The organism is Pseudomonas sp. XS1P51 (assembly GCF_054897845.1).
On record NZ_CM142707.1, the window covers coordinates 6,381,455 to 6,396,477 of the forward strand.

The 15,023-nt window shown below is 58.3% G+C and carries 14 protein-coding genes; 9 read left to right on the forward strand and 5 right to left on the reverse strand.

Annotated features, from left to right (window positions below; genetic code table 11):
- Window positions 1-15 precede the first annotated feature (15 nt).
- Complete coding sequence (gene cpaB / locus ACYZUD_RS29545) at window positions 16-963, reverse strand: Flp pilus assembly protein CpaB (protein ID WP_462021359.1); 948 nt, start codon at window positions 961-963, stop codon at window positions 16-18.
- A gap of 328 nt (window positions 964-1,291) precedes the next feature.
- On the opposite strand from cpaB, the gene ACYZUD_RS29550 reads away from it, so the two are divergent.
- The gene (locus ACYZUD_RS29550; RefSeq protein ID WP_462021360.1) at window positions 1,292-1,489 is read left to right on the forward strand and encodes a Flp family type IVb pilin; all 198 of its coding nucleotides are present in this window, start codon (window positions 1,292-1,294) and stop codon (window positions 1,487-1,489) included.
- A gap of 83 nt (window positions 1,490-1,572) precedes the next feature.
- The gene (locus ACYZUD_RS29555) at window positions 1,573-1,986 is read left to right on the forward strand and encodes a response regulator (protein WP_462021361.1); all 414 of its coding nucleotides are present in this window, start codon (window positions 1,573-1,575) and stop codon (window positions 1,984-1,986) included.
- 66 nt (window positions 1,987-2,052) lie between these two features.
- Here the strand turns inward: ACYZUD_RS29555 and ACYZUD_RS29560 are convergent, their stop codons facing one another.
- Window positions 2,053-4,464, reverse strand: a complete 2,412-nt coding sequence (locus ACYZUD_RS29560; protein ID WP_462021362.1) for a glucose/quinate/shikimate family membrane-bound PQQ-dependent dehydrogenase — start codon at window positions 4,462-4,464, stop codon at window positions 2,053-2,055.
- A gap of 213 nt (window positions 4,465-4,677) precedes the next feature.
- Window positions 4,678-6,060 carry a carbohydrate porin gene (locus ACYZUD_RS29565; protein ID WP_462021363.1) on the reverse strand — a complete coding sequence of 461 codons (1,383 nt, stop codon included), beginning with the start codon at window positions 6,058-6,060 and terminating at the stop codon, window positions 4,678-4,680.
- Window positions 6,061-6,424: 364 nt separating this feature from the next.
- Here ACYZUD_RS29565 and ACYZUD_RS29570 point away from each other — a divergent pair, with 364 nt between their 5' ends.
- Together ACYZUD_RS29570 and ACYZUD_RS29575 are read left to right on the forward strand one after the other, a co-directional pair.
- On the forward strand, window positions 6,425-6,655 hold the full coding sequence (locus ACYZUD_RS29570; RefSeq protein WP_007944895.1) for a VF530 family protein: 231 nt from the start codon (window positions 6,425-6,427) through the stop codon (window positions 6,653-6,655).
- 2 nt (window positions 6,656-6,657) lie between these two features.
- Entirely contained in the window at window positions 6,658-7,329 is a 672-nt protein-coding gene (locus ACYZUD_RS29575) for a Pr6Pr family membrane protein (RefSeq protein WP_462021364.1), read from the forward strand.
- Between the two features lie 113 nt (window positions 7,330-7,442).
- Here the strand turns inward: ACYZUD_RS29575 and ACYZUD_RS29580 are convergent, their stop codons facing one another.
- Window positions 7,443-8,228: a siderophore-interacting protein gene (locus tag ACYZUD_RS29580; protein WP_462021365.1), complete on the reverse strand. Its 786-nt coding sequence runs from the start codon at window positions 8,226-8,228 to the stop codon at window positions 7,443-7,445.
- Window positions 8,225-8,800 (reverse strand): PadR family transcriptional regulator, encoded by a 576-nt coding sequence (locus ACYZUD_RS29585; RefSeq protein WP_462021366.1) that lies wholly within the window; start codon window positions 8,798-8,800, stop codon window positions 8,225-8,227. Before ACYZUD_RS29585 ends, ACYZUD_RS29580 begins: the two co-directional genes overlap by 4 nt.
- A gap of 506 nt (window positions 8,801-9,306) precedes the next feature.
- Here ACYZUD_RS29585 and ACYZUD_RS29590 point away from each other — a divergent pair.
- The 5 genes from ACYZUD_RS29590 to ACYZUD_RS29610 all read left to right on the forward strand — a co-directional run bounded on the left by ACYZUD_RS29590 (window position 9,307) and on the right by ACYZUD_RS29610 (window position 15,003).
- The gene (locus tag ACYZUD_RS29590) at window positions 9,307-9,795 is read left to right on the forward strand and encodes a CS1 type fimbrial major subunit (RefSeq protein ID WP_462021367.1); all 489 of its coding nucleotides are present in this window, start codon (window positions 9,307-9,309) and stop codon (window positions 9,793-9,795) included.
- A 108-nt stretch (window positions 9,796-9,903) separates the two neighbouring features.
- Window positions 9,904-12,426, forward strand: coding sequence for a TcfC E-set like domain-containing protein (locus ACYZUD_RS29595; protein ID WP_462025132.1), 2,523 nt, complete (start codon window positions 9,904-9,906; stop codon window positions 12,424-12,426).
- A 23-nt stretch (window positions 12,427-12,449) separates the two neighbouring features.
- Complete coding sequence (locus tag ACYZUD_RS29600; RefSeq protein ID WP_462021368.1) at window positions 12,450-13,703, forward strand: hypothetical protein; 1,254 nt, start codon at window positions 12,450-12,452, stop codon at window positions 13,701-13,703.
- A 43-nt stretch (window positions 13,704-13,746) separates the two neighbouring features.
- The gene (locus ACYZUD_RS29605) at window positions 13,747-14,487 is read left to right on the forward strand and encodes a molecular chaperone (protein ID WP_462021369.1); all 741 of its coding nucleotides are present in this window, start codon (window positions 13,747-13,749) and stop codon (window positions 14,485-14,487) included.
- Between the two features lie 15 nt (window positions 14,488-14,502).
- Window positions 14,503-15,003 (forward strand): CS1 type fimbrial major subunit, encoded by a 501-nt coding sequence (locus ACYZUD_RS29610; RefSeq protein WP_462021370.1) that lies wholly within the window; start codon window positions 14,503-14,505, stop codon window positions 15,001-15,003.
- Window positions 15,004-15,023: the final 20 nt, after the last annotated feature.

Here is a 15,023-nt window from a genome sequence, read left to right on the forward strand (position 1 = left end):
GCGTCCTTGCTCGACTCAGGGGGTTTGTTGGGTGATTTCATTGCCGCGGATGACTTCTACGCTCGACTTGCGCGGTGCTGCGCCGCCGCTTGTGGCGACAGGTTTGGGCGGCGCCGTCATGGCCAGTTGGCTGAACCGGATAAACTCGCGGTTGGCGCTGGCAATGGAGGCCGCCGAATCGGTTTCACCGGCCCAGTAGCGGGACAGGCGTTTTTCCTCCGCGCTGCGTACGGCCAGGCGCAGCACGCCGGCCTGGGCGGCGAGCATGAGGCGACTCAATAGCGGCTCAGGGACGGCGAGCAATACGGTGCGGGCGCTGGCGCGCAATTGTTCCTGCTTGAGCTTTTCTTCGTGGCTGCGAGCGGGGCTTGCGGGTTGGCCGTCGTTGGTCAACCCCAACTGTTCGCCCACTCCCAGCACCCGCAGGGCCGGCACCACAAGCTGGGCCGACGGCTGAAGGTTGTTGGCGTCCATGCGCAGGAACAGCAGCACATCGACATAATCCCCCGGTGTCAGTTGTCCGCCGGCATTGATCACTTCATCCACCGCCACGGCGAGGGCGCGTTCGTCGGGACGAATCATCCGCGCCAGTTGGCTGCCCGCCTCGAAGCTTTCGTCATTGAGCCAGCTGCCGGCGGTGAGGGCGCGCCAGGGCGTGCGGCCAATCGCCTGATCGAGGCGGGTCAGGCTGCCCGCCGGTACGGTACGGAGTTTTTCCAGGGCAACGTCGGCGGCGGTGATCGGCACGAATGGCGCGACGTCATGCACCAGCACCACCACCGGTTGGCGGGTGGGGTCGTCCATTGGCACGGGCGCCGGGGCGGGTGATGCAGGCGTGACGATGTCGGTTTGCGCGACGGGCTCGGACGCCGGCTGACGACTCAACGCGAGGCCCCAGTAACCGGCAATGATGGCGCCCACCAGAAACAATCCGGCAAGGCCCAGAGTGACACGACTGTTCATGACGGCTCTCCCTTTCCTGCTGCTTAAAAAACTCGTTACATCCCAACGAGACAACTTCGCAATCAGGCAGCTATGAACATGGAATTCTTTCGCTATTTGACCGTAGCGCAGGTAGAGCAAAATGCCATTAGTGATTGGAAAGTTTCTAAGGAAAGCAGTGCTCCAGAGCCTTTTTTGATGTTTTTCTGGCGTCAACGAAACAGTTAATACTTTAGTGATAATTCGTTCTTACAGTTGTCGGTACCGGGAATGCCGACAATGCTGATGCTGGCATAGGGGAATCATGTTGCGGCGGTGCAACACCCCAGGTCATTCAAGGAGAAATGCCATGTCCTTCACCCAGCTTGTTCAGAAGATCAAATCCGAAATTGCGTTCTACAAGAGGCTGGCCAAAGACACCGAGGGAGCGTCGGGTATCGAATACGCGATCGTTGCAGCGATGGTCGCGGTAGTCATTGCCGGACTCAGCGCGGGCATGGGCACCTCGATCACCACCCTGTTCAATGAAATCAAAGGTGCACTCTGATAACGACATCAGGCGCTTGGGCAACTTGCCAATGCTCCGAAGGGGTTCTAACGTCAGCGCTCAGTCCATTACAGGTGTTGCCTATGAACTCTCCTGCACTTGCACGCCAACAGCTTCTTCTGGTCGATGACGAAGAGGACGCGTTGCTGGAGTTGGCGGAGTTGCTGGAGGGCGAGGGCTTCAATTGTTTTACCGCCACCTCGGTCAAGCTCGCGCTGCAACACCTCACGCGTCATCCCGATATCGCGTTGGTGATCACTGACCTGAGGATGCCGGAGGAGAGCGGCATGTCGCTGATCAAGCGCCTGCGCGAGCACACCTCCCGCCAGCATTTGCCGGTGATCGTGACGTCGGGTCATGCGGATATGGAGGATGTCAGCGACATGTTGCGGTTGCAGGTACTCGACCTGTTTCGCAAGCCGATTTATCACGTGCGGTTGTTGGAGACGCTCAATAATCTGTTTCCGCAGCCTCTGGTCGGGGTGGTTGGGCCCTGACTTTTTGGCGCAAAAAAAGGCGACTCCCTCACAGGAGCCGCCTTTTTCTTTAACTGCCGCTACCGCTTATTCCGACAGTTTGTACGCGATCACATAGTCACCTTGCTGGGTGCCCAGCGAACCATGGCCCCCCGCAACGACCAGCACGTATTGCTTGCCGTCCTTGCCGGTGTAGGTCATCGGCGTGGTTTGCGCGCCGGCTGGCAGGCGACCTTCCCATAACTGCTTGCCATTTTTCACGTCGTAGGCGCGCAGGTACTGGTCGAGGGTGCCGCTCAGGAAGCCCACGCCACCGGCGGTGGTGAACGTGCCGCCCAGGCTAGGAACGCCCATGCTCAGCGGGATCGGAACCGGTGAGCTGTCGCGCACGGTGCCGTTCTTGTGCTTCCAGAGGGTTTTGCTGGTGGTCAGGTCGATCGCGGCCACGTAACCCCAGGCTGGCGCCTGGCACGGCAGGCCCATTGGCGACAGCAGCGCTTCGAGGACCACGCCGTAGGGCGCGCCTTTGTTTGGCTGCACGCCTTCGGTTTCGCTTTTGCGCGGGCCTTGGGCAGCGATTTCGGCGGCCGGGATCATTTTCGATTTGAACGCCATGTAGCTCGGGTTCACGAACGCGATCTGACGCACCGGGTCAACCGAGATACCGCCCCAGTCGAACACACCGAAGTTGCCTGGATAAACGATCGAACCTTGCAGCGATGGCGGGGTGAACGGGCCGTCATAGCGCATGGATTTGAAGTCGATCCGGCAGATCAGCTGGTCGAACGGAGTGACGCCCCACATGTCGCGTTCCTGCAGCGGCGGAGGCATCAGGTTGAGGTCGGATTTCGGTTGGCTCGGTGAGGTGTGATCGCCTTCGACAGCGCCTTGCGGAACCGGCACTTCGTTGATCGGCACGATCGCCTGGCCAGTGCTGCGGTCCAGCACGTAGATGCTGCCTTGCTTGGTGGACGCAAGCACTGCTGGCTTCACGCCGTCTGCGGTTTTCAGGTCCATCAGGGTTGGCTGGCCACCGACGTCCATGTCCCACAGGTCATGGTGGGTGAACTGGAAGTGCCAGCGCACTTTACCGGTGCCGATGTCGAGGGCGGTCAGGCCGGCGGCGTGCAGTTCCGATTCTGGCGTGCGAGCGCCGCCGAACTGGTCCGGGGTCTGGTTGCCCATCGGCAGGTAGAGCATGCCGAGTTTTTCGTCGACGGCGAACATGGACCACATGTTCGGCGAGTTGCGGGTATAGACCTTGCCTTCGGCAATCGGCGTGGTGTCGTCCGGGTTGCCGCTGTCCCAGTTCCACACCAGTTTGCCGGTGTGCACGTCGAACGCGCGGATCACGCCGCTTGGCTCGTCGGTGGAGACGTTGTCGGTGACGTGGCCACCGATCACCACCAGGTCTTTGGTCACGGCCGGTGGCGACGTGGAGTAGTAACCGCCGGCGGTGAAGCCGCCGATGTTGGCGCGCAGGTCGACCTGGCCTTTGTCGCCGAAGTCTTCGCACATCTTGCCGGTGTCGGCGTCGAGGGCGATCAGGCGAGTGTCGGCAGTCGGCAGGAAGATGCGACGTGGGCAAACGGTGCTGACCGGCGCGGGGCTGGCGCTGCCGGTCGGGCTCTGTTCGGAGGTGTAGACGGCATCATCGTGATAGGTCACGCCACGGCAGGTCATGTGCGCCCAACCCTTGAAGTTCGCCGCGTTTTGCGTGGAGAGCTTCGGATCGAAACGCCAGATTTCCTTGCCGGTGTCCGGGTCCAGGGCAATCACCTGGCTGTGCGGCGTGCACACGTAGAGCATGCCGTTGACTTTCAGCGGGGTGTTTTCGGCGGTGGTTTCGCCCGGGTCGTTCGGCCCCGGCAGGTCGCCGGTGCGGTAGGTCCAGGCCGGTACCAGTTTGTTCACGTTTTGCGGGGTGATCTGCGCCAGTGGCGAGTAACGATCACCGTGAGCGCTGCGACCGTAGGAGTTCCAGTCACCGTCAGGCATGGCCGGGGCGGTGTTGGTCATGCCTGGCACGCTGTCGCGGTCCAGTTGGCCTTTGATTTCACCGGGGTTGGTGAACTGGCTGGCCAGTGCCGTCACGCCCGCCAGCAGCACCGCCACGCTCAGCGCGCCAGTGCCCATCGGCGAAGGGCCGGTGCGCAACAGTGGACGGCGGAACCACGGCAGCAACATGACGATGCCCAGCGCAAACAACATGGCCAGACGCGGCACCAGTTGCCACCAATCGAGGCCGACTTCCCACAAGGCCCACACGGTACTGGCGAACAGCACCAGCGCGTAGAGGCCCAGTGCAGCGCGGCGGGCGGCAATCAGCAGCACGCCGCTCAGTGCCAGGCCGATACCGGCCAGCAGGTAGTACAGCGAGCCGCCGAGCATGCTCAGCTTGATCCCCCCGGCCAGCATGGCCAGGCCCATTAGCAGAAGCAGAATGCCGAGCAGGCTCGGCAGCAGACGGCTTCGACTCAAAGCACCATCAGTGCTCATAGTGTGGTTCTCCGTGACGTTTAAGTAGTCCCGCGCAAGTTCACTGTAGATGACGATCCTGTGCGGGCAGGGTTCAGTTAAAAGTGGTTCGGTTGATGCAATGCCTTGTGGGAGCGAGCCTGCTCGCGAAAGCGGTGTGTCAGGCAACGTTGATGTTGGCTGTGATGGCCTATTCGCGAGCAGGCTCGCTCCCACAGGTTTTTGTGGTGATTGTTAGAACGACGACTGGACCTTGATCCCGCCAATCAGCGCGTCATCGACCTTGTCCACGCCACCGGGGTGGCGGATGTATTGCAGGTTCGGGCGCACGGTCAGCCAGTTCGTGACGTGCACGCCGTAATAGAGTTCGGCGCTGTATTCGGTGTCTTGCGGCGGCAGGAAGGACGGGTCGTCGAAGTCATAGACTGCGCGGGCCTGATTGGTCGCCTCGGCGTTCTTGCGGTAGGCCGGATTGACGTGAACGCGAGCCATGGCAAAGCCGAGGTCATCCTTGGCCCGGGCATCGAACAGGCCTTTGTAGACGACGCCAGCCTGGACATAGTTGTCGATGGCGTTGGTCTTCTTGTCGTGCATCGTGCCGTTGGCGAACACACTCAGGCCACGGGAGTTGTCGCTGGCGCGGCTGGTCAGTTGTTGCTGAATGCCGAGCCACACACCGTGCTTGCTCGACGCGCTGCGGTAAGCCTCGCCACTCAGGGCGGCCGGTTCGCCGTTGTTGTCCTTGTAGGCATCGGTGGCGTTGGCGTTGCTGTAGTAATAACCGGCGCGGTATTCGCCTGGCAGGCCATTGAGTTTCGGCGCCCAGACCAGTTCCACCGGCAAAATCGCACCTTGGGTACCGCTGCCGCTGAGTTTGAAACCGTTGCCGCGATCAAGGTTCGACGGGTTTTGTTCATAAGCGCCAACCTGTGCGTACAGCTCCGGCGTGAGGTGATATTTGACCCGCATCGCCCACTGGCTGACTGGCCAGTTGTACCAGATGCCACCGACCCAGTTGCCGACCTGGGAACCACAGAACGCCAGGTTCTGGAAGTCGCAGGGAAAGCTGTTGAAGTCTTCGCCTTCACCGAAGCGGCCGACCTTGATGTCGAGCTTCTGATCGAAAAATTTCTGCTGATACCACATCTGCGTCAGGCGCCAGGTTTGCCCGCGACCCCAGACTTCCTGGGCAGAAGTGAAGCCGCCAACCCGTGGATCGTTGATGCGGTCGTTGCTGATGTTGTTGCCGTTGCGCTCGGTGATGGTCAGCTGAAATTCGGCGTCGTCCCAGCCGAGGATCTTCTGCAAGTCCAGGTGGGTGCCGAGGCCAAACTGGTCGCTGTAGCGGGCCGTGCGATCGTGGTCGTAGCCGCCGTGCAGATTGCTGCCCATTTCACCGGTGTAATCGACTTTGAAGTCGTAGCCTTTTTCCGAAAGTTCGGTGCGCGTGCCGTTCCAGTCGCCAAGCATCCACGGCGAGTTGCTGTCGAAGGCCGGGGCCGCCTGGGTGCAAGTAGCGAGGCCCAACGCGGTGAATCCGCCGATCAGGTTCAAGGTTTTCCGGCGGGCAACAGGCATGAAGACAGCGCTGTCTCGCGAGGTTTGGCAATCAGGCATAGAGAAGGAATTCTTGATCTTTTTCTGGGGAATGAACTGAAAGCAGCAGGAATGAAGCAAGTGCGGAAGCGTTTCAGCAGGGCGGGTGCAAGGATAATGTTCTGTTACAAATAGAGAAAGACCTTTTAACGACATGAATTCTTTCGTATTCGGTAACAGTTCATGGGAAAAGATCGCAGCCTCGTTTCACTCGACAGCTCCTACAGGTGAACGCATTCCAATGTAGGAGCTGTCGAGTGAAACGAGGCTGCGATCTTTTACGATTCACCTACATTTAACTGACCGCACACAGATCGCTTCCCCCCAACGAAGCCCTCGGCTAAGGTGCGCGGCTTCCAATTCTTTCCTCGCTTGAAGGCCCGGCATGACCGAACAGAACAACAACCCGCTGCACGGCGTGACGCTGGAACAGATCCTCAACGCCCTGGTTGAGCACTACGAATGGTCGGGGCTGGCCGAGCGCATCGATATCCGCTGCTTCAAGAGTGATCCGAGCATCAAGTCGAGCCTGACATTCCTGCGCAAAACCCCGTGGGCGCGGGAGAAGGTCGAACGCTTGTACGTGAAGTTGATGCGCACCAAGCGCCCGGTCTGAGCATGCTCGCCCAATCGACGCCAGGTTCTGCCGCGAGGCGTCGTGTTGTCGCTGTGGCTGCGGTGCTTGGCTGGGTGGGGTTGAGCATCCAGCTGTACCTGATTTTCTATTCACGCTGGACGCTGGAAGCCAGTCTGCTGGGAGGGCTGGTGAGTTTCTTCAGTTATTTCACCGTGCTGACCAACACGCTGGTGGCGACAGTGCTGACCTGTGAACTGACGTCCCGCGAATCGGCGGCGCGACGCTGGTTTTTGCAGCCATGGGTGAGCAGTGGGGTGGCCGTGAGCATCGTCGTGGTCGGCCTGGCGTACAACTTGTTGTTGCGCCATTTATGGCATCCCGAAGGCTGGCAATGGCTGGCCGATGAGCTGATGCATGACGTCATGCCGCTGCTGTTTCTGGCCTGGTGGTTTTGCTGGGTGCCCAAGGGCACGTTGCGTCTGCACCACATCGCGCTGTGGGTGATCTATCCGCTGGTGTACTTTGCCTATGCGCTGCTGCGCGGGCATTTGCTGGCCGCTTATCCGTATCCGTTCATTGATGTCGACAAGCTGGGTTATCCACAGGTGTTGATCAATGCCGGGGGGCTATTGGCGGGGTTTGTGGTGATTGCGGTGTTGGTGGTCGGGTTGGATCGGTGGCGCGGGCGTCGTGGCCAGGGTTTGGATTTGTAGTGTTTGTGACATCGCAATCGCGAGCAGGCTCGCTCCCACATTGGATGGTTGGCGTGCGTTCACACCGGTCAAATGTGGGAGTGAGCTTGCTCGCGATGAGGTCCTGAAGGCTGTCACTCGTCGTCGCTGTCATCCAGCCGCCAGTAGCCAACGGCTTTGACGAACTGGTCGTTCAGGCCGTGCTCATCGAGCAACACCCGACGAATCTGCCGTGACACCTTGGTCTCGGTCGCTACCCAGGCGTACAGATCGCCGCCGGGCACCTGCAACTGTTTCACGGTGGTCAGCAGGTTGTTCCTGCCACCCTCGCGCAACACCCAGATCACATTGACCTGCGCCGGGCTTTCGAGCTTTTGCTGCTCGGCACCGTTCTCCACTTCGACGACTACCAATGCCCGGCGATTGGCCGCCAGACCTTCCAGCCGTCGCGCGATCGCGGGCAGGGCGGTTTCGTCACCAATCAGCAAATAGCTGTCGAAGATGTCCGGCACGATCATCGATCCCCGTGGCCCGCCGATGTGCAGGAACTGCCCCGGTTTAGCCTGTTCGGCCCAGGTCGAGGCAGGACCGTCGCCGTGCAGCACGAAGTCGATGTCCAGTTCCAGTGTGTCCAGGTCATAGCGGCGCGGCGTGTAGTCGCGCATTGCCGGCATCGGGCCGCCGTCTTTGCCGGCCCCGAGTACCAGCGTTTCCAGTGCCGCCTGTTCCGCCGCGTTCTGTGGGAAAAGCAGTTTGACGTGGTCGTCGGTTCCCAGACTGACAAAGCCTGCCAGCTCAGGGCCGCCCAACGTGATTCGGCGCATCCGCGGGGTCAGGTCGACCACCCGCAAGACTTCCAGCCGACGGCGTTTGATTTCATGCATCACACGGTGAATGGTTTGCACGATCACTTCAGTCATTCGGCTTTCTCCTGAGCGGGTTGAACCAGAGGGCCATCGACGATGGCTTTGGCGGTGTCGTTGAGCAGCGTGCTGACGCGCTGGATTTCTTCGGGGCTCCAGCGACCGTGGTGCAGTTGCAACGCATGACGCAAGTTATGCACCGCTTCATGGATTTCAGGCGGGCGATCATGGCCACGCAATGAGCGTTTGCTGACATCGATGCGCATGCGCACGCCGTCCAGGGCAATCGCTTGTTCGCTCAGGGACAGGCGTCCAGCGTCGGTCACGCTGTAGCGCTTTTTACCGCCTTCGGCATCGCCCTGAATCATTTCGCTTTCCTCCAGAAAGGTCAGGGTCGGGTAGATCACGCCGGGGCTGGGGCTGTAGGCGCCGTCGAACATGCCTTCGATCTGGCGGATCAGGTCGTAGCCATGGCAAGGCTGTTCGGCGATCAGTGCCAGCAACAGCAATTTCAGGTCGCCGGGGGCAAATACTCGCGGGCCGCGACCGCCGCGTTCACGACCGGGGCGTTTTTCGAAGCCGTCTCGGCCGTCGCCGTGTTCGCGGTGGGGGGAATGATGGTCTCTCATTGTTCCTTCTCTCTGTCGTGTTTAGATACAACTTAAGATATATCTTAATGAGAAGGCAAGGGGTCACGACCAACGGTCGAGGAGGCAGGGGCCGACGCTCCCTGCGTAAATGAACGGCTTCGGGTAAAGAAGGTTTCTATTTTAGAGTGATTGAACTAATTTAAAGGTTCTACTGTTTATCAATAGACGCTTGTTGTCGGGTGAGTAGTATTGGTCTTACGGAAGTTCTGTTAAGCGATATCTGTGTTCTTTTTATATTAAAACTGTGTGTAGTATTTCTCTGACGGCTGAACAAGCGAATTATTGTTTTTGTGATATTTTTCGTCGTTCCTATGGGCCGTTGTAACTACATGTTCTTAGGAAGTTACGTACTTACTTTCTCAAGAGATTGGTCGATCATGCTCCGGCGTCGAAAGTTAAGCCAAAACGCCATCACCCTGGTGTCTGGCCCGGCTTGTAAAGACTTTCTACGGACCAATCCTTTGAAAAAAAACAGGTACTCAACAATGTTCAAGAAGTTTGCAATCGCCGTTCCGATGACCCTCCTGGCACTGAGTTCTTCGGTGGCGTTCGCTGCGGAAGAAGCGCGCACGTCGATCAACATCAGCGCTACTATCCCAACCCAGGTATTCCACGCCCAACCGGTGAATCCTGACTTCGGTAAAGATGAAAAAATGGCCTACAACCTGGTGGCTGGCACCTTGAATCCGTTGCGTGCGACTTACGATATCCGACACACCAATGGTTCGGTCGGTGCTTATGTGGAAGGCGGGCCGCAACCCCTGTTCAACGGTGCCAACAACATCGCGCTGACTTACTCTTTCAACGGCGTAACCTTGACCGGTGTTTCTCAAGAAGTGGTTGGCGATACCGAGTCCAACGGGGGCATGCGGGCTGATCTGGTGATTGCTGCGGCCAAACCCACTGCCGCTCAAACGGGCCTGTACACGGCCAATCCGGTCGTAATCTTCGATGCCATCCCGCGCATCCCGTAACAGGTCATGAATTAAGGCTTGTCCCTCTTCGTCAACGCCTACCGGTCGATGGGTAATCACTACCTGTCGATCGGGTTTCAACGTATTTATTTTCAGAGTATTTCGTTCATGTTCCCGATGACTCCCATCGCGACGGCGCTTGCGCTTTTTTTCTGCGCAGCGGCCCTCGCTACGCCAGCGGATAATGGTCATACACCTCGAAGTTTGCTGGCGCAGGCCAAAGGTTTGCCGACCGAATTCGAAGAGCATTTTTTTGATGTGCCGTTGGCAGTGCGTGTGGAACTTGACCAACAGTTTCTCGGTGAAGCGATGGTGGTATTAACTCGCGACGATCGCATCACCTTAGTTGAATTCAACGATGTCAGCGACAGCTCGATCAAGCCCAGCGAACGCGACACCTGGGCGAACTATTTGAAACAAGGCGTCGCACTGGGCAGCTGCCAGGCAAAGTGCCCGGAACAACTGCTGGCTGTGCATTACAGCCTTGAAAACTCACTGGTGTCGATCCTTACGGAAAATGCCGAGCGCGACTTACAGGAGCAGCGTTACTACGCACTGCCCGAAAACGGTAGCACCGGGTTGATCGTGCGTAACCAGCTGAACCTCAACGGTGGCCAGAACCAGGATCTTGGCGGGCGATATGGCCTGGAAGCCAGCAGCAGCCTGGGCAACTGGACGCAAGCCGTGAATATGCAGCTGTCCCGGCTGGGCGGCATGGACAACAAGACCTATCACGCCGTGCATGAACTCTTCACCCAGCGCGAACTGCAAGGCAACTTTATGCGCCTGGGTTACTTCACCCCGACGTCCGAAGGGCTGACGCGTCAGCCGCGTACCTTTGGCGCAAGCCCCGACACGGCGCTGGGCGTCATGTACGGCAGCTCTGACAGCTTGGCGATCAACAACCCGAAACCGGCGGTGTATCCAATCTATGTCACGGCCAATCGCCAGGGCTCGGTGGAAATCTACCGCGACGGCTTGTTGATCAACACTCAGGCGGTGCCGGCCGGGTTGCAAACCCTGGATACCCGGCCGCTGCCGGGCGGCATCTATGAAGTGGAAGTGCGATTGATCGAGGACGGTCAAATCACCTCCAGCACCCAGGAACTGGTCTACAAACCGAATAACTGGCGCAACCATGACGAACGCTGGCGCTACAACCTGTTCGCCGGTCGCGAATCGAAACTGCTCAGCAATTGGGAAGCGCAAGCCGATGGCGACATGACCGCCGGCGCCGCATTCAACTTCCTGCTGCACCCGCGCGTGATCCTGGGTTTGTCCGGCCGGCAAGTACGCGACAGTCTGCAATACGGCACGTCCGTCGACTGGGCCATCGTCAACAACGCCAGCCTGTATGCCAACGTTTACAAGACTGAAGACTACGGCACCGGTCTTGATGTGCAGGGGCTGTATTCCTATGGCCGCGGCAGCATCGTCGCCAGCCATAACCGCAGCTGGCTCGACACCACCCGGCTCTATGACACGCTGCCCGATGGCACACGGGTGCGACAGCGCAACGTATTTATTGGCCAGACCAGCAACTCGTCATTGTCGATCAACCATCGACTCACCAGCAAAAGCTCGATCAACGCCCGGGTATCCCACAGCGAGGGCAACACCGAAGGCACGGGTGTGGACCTCGGCTGGACCCAGCGCACACAGCTGTTTGGCAGCGACGCCAACTGGCGCTTGTCACTGTTCGACCGGCCGGGCAGCTTCAGCTCGGGGGACGACCGCAATCGTGGTATCGACTTGAGCATCAACATCGCACTGGGCGGGCCGGGTGAACAAATCTCCGGCAGCATCGGCTCGCGCACTGCACGCGATGGCGGTCGGGACAATAATGCCTCGATCACTTACCGCAAAGACTTGCAGGATCACATCTTGCAAAGCGTTTCGGCCACGGCCATCACCGATACCTACGGCGTCGGGATGAACGCGATGGCAACGATGCAATCGGACCTGGTCAACGGCGACGGTTTTATCCAGCGCTCGTCCTATAACAATGACTTCACCGGTGGCCTGAACCTGGACAGCACCGTAGCGGTCGGTGGACAGAAAATGGTCATGACCAGCCAGTACCACCGCGACGGTGCCGGCATGATCATCGACGTGGAATCGGACATCGAAGACATTGCCCTGCGCGCCGATGACTTGAGCGGTGGCAGTGCGGTGCTCAAGCCAGGGCGCAATTTCGTGCCTATCACGGCGTACAAAAGCAGCTCCGTCAGTTTCGATTTCGAGGGCAATCATGTCCCCGCCGCGACCATTCAACCGTCGCGCTCCAGCTATCACCTGAACAAGGGCGGCGTGGAGTATCGCCAGATACGGGTGATGAGAACGCTCACCGTGCTCGGTCGCCTGATCGACCCCCAAGGCAACCCACTCAAGGGCCACCACATCATTAACCACGCCAGCCGTGGTGTGAGTGAAGTGGACGGTTTCTTCTCCATGGAAATGAACGCCGGTTCGCCGACCCTGGAAGTGCGTCACGGCAATCAGTTGCTGTGCCAGTTCCGCCTCGACCCGAGCAGTGGGCGCACTGAAAACAACGTGCTGATGATCGGTGATTTGCGCTGCACGCCGGATACGTTGGCCGAGGTAACTAATACTGCGACGCCGGCAACTTGATGGTCAGTATCAGAGGATTCAATATGATCAAGTTTACAGGGGTAACGGAAGTTGCAGCGCTTACAACGCTGTTAATTTCATTTTGTATGCTTTACCCCGTCGGAGCCAGTGCTGTTTCGATGGATATTAACGCAGAGTTCAATCCTGATCCGTCCAATCCTCGACATAATGAGTTTGTCAACAAGACTGAAAGTAGCGGCTACTGTGACGGGGTAAACGTCGACTGTGAAGGGATGGGTATCTTCAGTCTGAGTGTGCCCGTTAACTTTTATTCGCAGACTGCACTTGTTCCCGATGAAGATAACCCACGAAAAAATTCAATGTTTGTTGTGCCCTTCGATTGGCGGCGTGTTCCAGTAACGCATGCGGCAACTGGAGAAACCGAGATCGTAGAGTTGCGAGTAATGGGCGTAGGTACTTCGTATTACCTGCCGGTGCCCGTAGAGCAGCTTACCGGAGGCGGTAATCACAATGCTTTGTGGAAGGGGAACAGTTGGACATACCCTCAGGCACCCTGTGTTGGAACAGGTCCGGGCCGTGGAAGCGCCACAGTGTTTGCTTCCTTCTGGAAAGTCCCGGAGGGTGGTGTATGCATCAAGCGGCCACTTTTCACCATTCCAAGCTTCCGGTATTCAAACTTTCAGTTCGCCTATCAACTTAAAACCCCCAATCCGTTAACGATGTCCACCGGGCAATATGTTGGAGCCTTGACCTATTCTGTGGGCCCTGGCGGGGATTTTGATATGGGTGATGTCATGTTGCCCGACAGTTCGTCGCTGACTTTAAACTTTATCCTCGACGTGAAACACACACTGAAAGTTGATGTTCCGCCGGGTGGCAATCGCGTTGAACTGGTTCCCCAGGGGGGGTGGCAGTCCTGGCTGCAACAAGGGCGCAAACCGACGCGGCTGTTTCGCGACCAGACCTTCAATATTTCCTCCAGTTCGCGTTTCAAAATGCAGCTGGAGTGTCAGTACAGCCAGGACGGTAATACCTGTTCGTTGAGTAACCCGTCATCGGGTCATTTCGTGCCGTTAAATATCAGCGTCAGTCTGCCCTACGGTTTGACGGACGCTGGCGGGCGGCCTGTCAATCGGCGGCGCTTATTGTCTGGCAGCGGTGGATCCGAACCTTTTCAGCCGAGTTTTTATGTAGATCGGAAACCGGGAACGCTGCACTTCGAAATACCTTCAAGCGAGGTGCCAGAAATGATTCGTCCGGGACAGTCACGCCAGTATTCGGGAAGCGTGTCAGTTATCTGGGATTCGGAAATTTAGTTAATTGCATGACTGCTGCATTCAATCAATGAGGTACAGGAACATGAAACGCCTGTTGGCACTATTTGGTTTTTGTTTGTTCACCCAGACCGCTTACACCGCGCCGAGTATCAATATCGGCACCGTCTACGACTACCTGGACGGCGACAAAAGCACCTACCTGAAACGGGTTTTCAATGGCGGCGACAGCACCGCATTTGTGAAGGTCAACATTCTCGAGATTCTCTATGACGCCGACGGCAAATCACAGGAAGTGCCGCTCAAGACCCAGGCCGATGGCAGCGCCCGTGATGGCTTGATGGCCAGCCCGGCGCGGCTGATCGTACCGGCCAACGGCATGCAGGGCACGCGACTGTTGTACATGGGCGAGCGAGACAGGGAGCGCTATTTCCGGGTGCGGTTCGTACCGGTGGTGCCCGAGAAAGAAGATGAATTCGCCGTCTCCAGCGAGGAGCGCGAAGACTACAAAAAGGAGTTGGCCGCCGGGGTTACCGTGCTGGCCGGTTACGGCGCGGTATTTTTCGTGCGACCCAAAGACGCACGTTTCGACAGTGCGATTGAAAACAGCGCGAGCACCTATCGAATCCGCAACAACGGCAACACCGTGGTGGTGATCGATGAGTTCAAGGACTGCTCGGTTAAAAGCGAGCAGGACTGCCAGCCGACGACCAAGCATCACATCCTTGCCGGCCGGACTTTTCAGTTCGAGAAACAGGCCGGTCGCGAATACCGCTTCACCCTGGTTGAAGGTGAAAGCAACAAAAAACTGGACGTGAAGGGTTAACCCCGGGTGATGACTATGTTCAAAAGACTGACCCTCGTGCTTGTCTCGACCATCGCCGCGTGGTCCTCCACGCCGGTTTTTGCTGCCAGGGAGGAACACCGTTTCGATGTGTTCGTGACCATCCCGACATTGGCGTTTTACGTCATCCCGGCCGACCCCGGCTGGATCCATCGCGAGCAGCAACTGCCGTGGAATCTGACGGCATCGACGCTGGGTGGTTTGCGCAAGTATTTCGACGTCAAGAACGAGGCCGGTTCGATTGAAGCCCGGCTTGAAGGCCGCCCGTACCTGTCCAACGGCACCGAGGCCCATGACATTGGTTTGCGGGTGCTGTTCAACGGCCAGTTACTGAGCGAGCAGGAGAACAGCGAAGTGGTTTCCCTGACCGACGCAGCTGCAGGCAAACGCGTCTTGCTGGAAATCGTCCCGATGCCGCCTGCCGATGGGGTGTACAAGCCCGGCAATTATTTTGGCAGCGTCAACATGATCTTTAACGCGGTCATGCCGGATGCTTGATTCCGATTTTACGAGGCTAA

Bases quoted from the DNA above. Each gene is read 5' to 3' on its own strand.
- cpaB (WP_462021359.1), bottom strand. From the start codon at position 963: ATGAACAGTCGTGTCACTCTGGGCCTTGCCGGATTGTTTCTGGTGGGC.
- ACYZUD_RS29550 (WP_462021360.1), top strand. From the start codon at position 1,292: ATGTCCTTCACCCAGCTTGTTCAGAAGATCAAATCCGAAATTGCGTTC.
- ACYZUD_RS29555 (WP_462021361.1), top strand. From the start codon at position 1,573: ATGAACTCTCCTGCACTTGCACGCCAACAGCTTCTTCTGGTCGATGAC.
- ACYZUD_RS29560 (WP_462021362.1), bottom strand. From the start codon at position 4,464: ATGAGCACTGATGGTGCTTTGAGTCGAAGCCGTCTGCTGCCGAGCCTG.
- ACYZUD_RS29565 (WP_462021363.1), bottom strand. From the start codon at position 6,060: ATGCCTGATTGCCAAACCTCGCGAGACAGCGCTGTCTTCATGCCTGTT.
- ACYZUD_RS29570 (WP_007944895.1), top strand. From the start codon at position 6,425: ATGACCGAACAGAACAACAACCCGCTGCACGGCGTGACGCTGGAACAG.
- ACYZUD_RS29575 (WP_462021364.1), top strand. From the start codon at position 6,658: ATGCTCGCCCAATCGACGCCAGGTTCTGCCGCGAGGCGTCGTGTTGTC.
- ACYZUD_RS29580 (WP_462021365.1), bottom strand. From the start codon at position 8,228: ATGACTGAAGTGATCGTGCAAACCATTCACCGTGTGATGCATGAAATC.
- ACYZUD_RS29585 (WP_462021366.1), bottom strand. From the start codon at position 8,800: ATGAGAGACCATCATTCCCCCCACCGCGAACACGGCGACGGCCGAGAC.
- ACYZUD_RS29590 (WP_462021367.1), top strand. From the start codon at position 9,307: ATGTTCAAGAAGTTTGCAATCGCCGTTCCGATGACCCTCCTGGCACTG.
- ACYZUD_RS29595 (WP_462025132.1), top strand. From the start codon at position 9,904: ATGTTCCCGATGACTCCCATCGCGACGGCGCTTGCGCTTTTTTTCTGC.
- ACYZUD_RS29600 (WP_462021368.1), top strand. From the start codon at position 12,450: ATGATCAAGTTTACAGGGGTAACGGAAGTTGCAGCGCTTACAACGCTG.
- ACYZUD_RS29605 (WP_462021369.1), top strand. From the start codon at position 13,747: ATGAAACGCCTGTTGGCACTATTTGGTTTTTGTTTGTTCACCCAGACC.
- ACYZUD_RS29610 (WP_462021370.1), top strand. From the start codon at position 14,503: ATGTTCAAAAGACTGACCCTCGTGCTTGTCTCGACCATCGCCGCGTGG.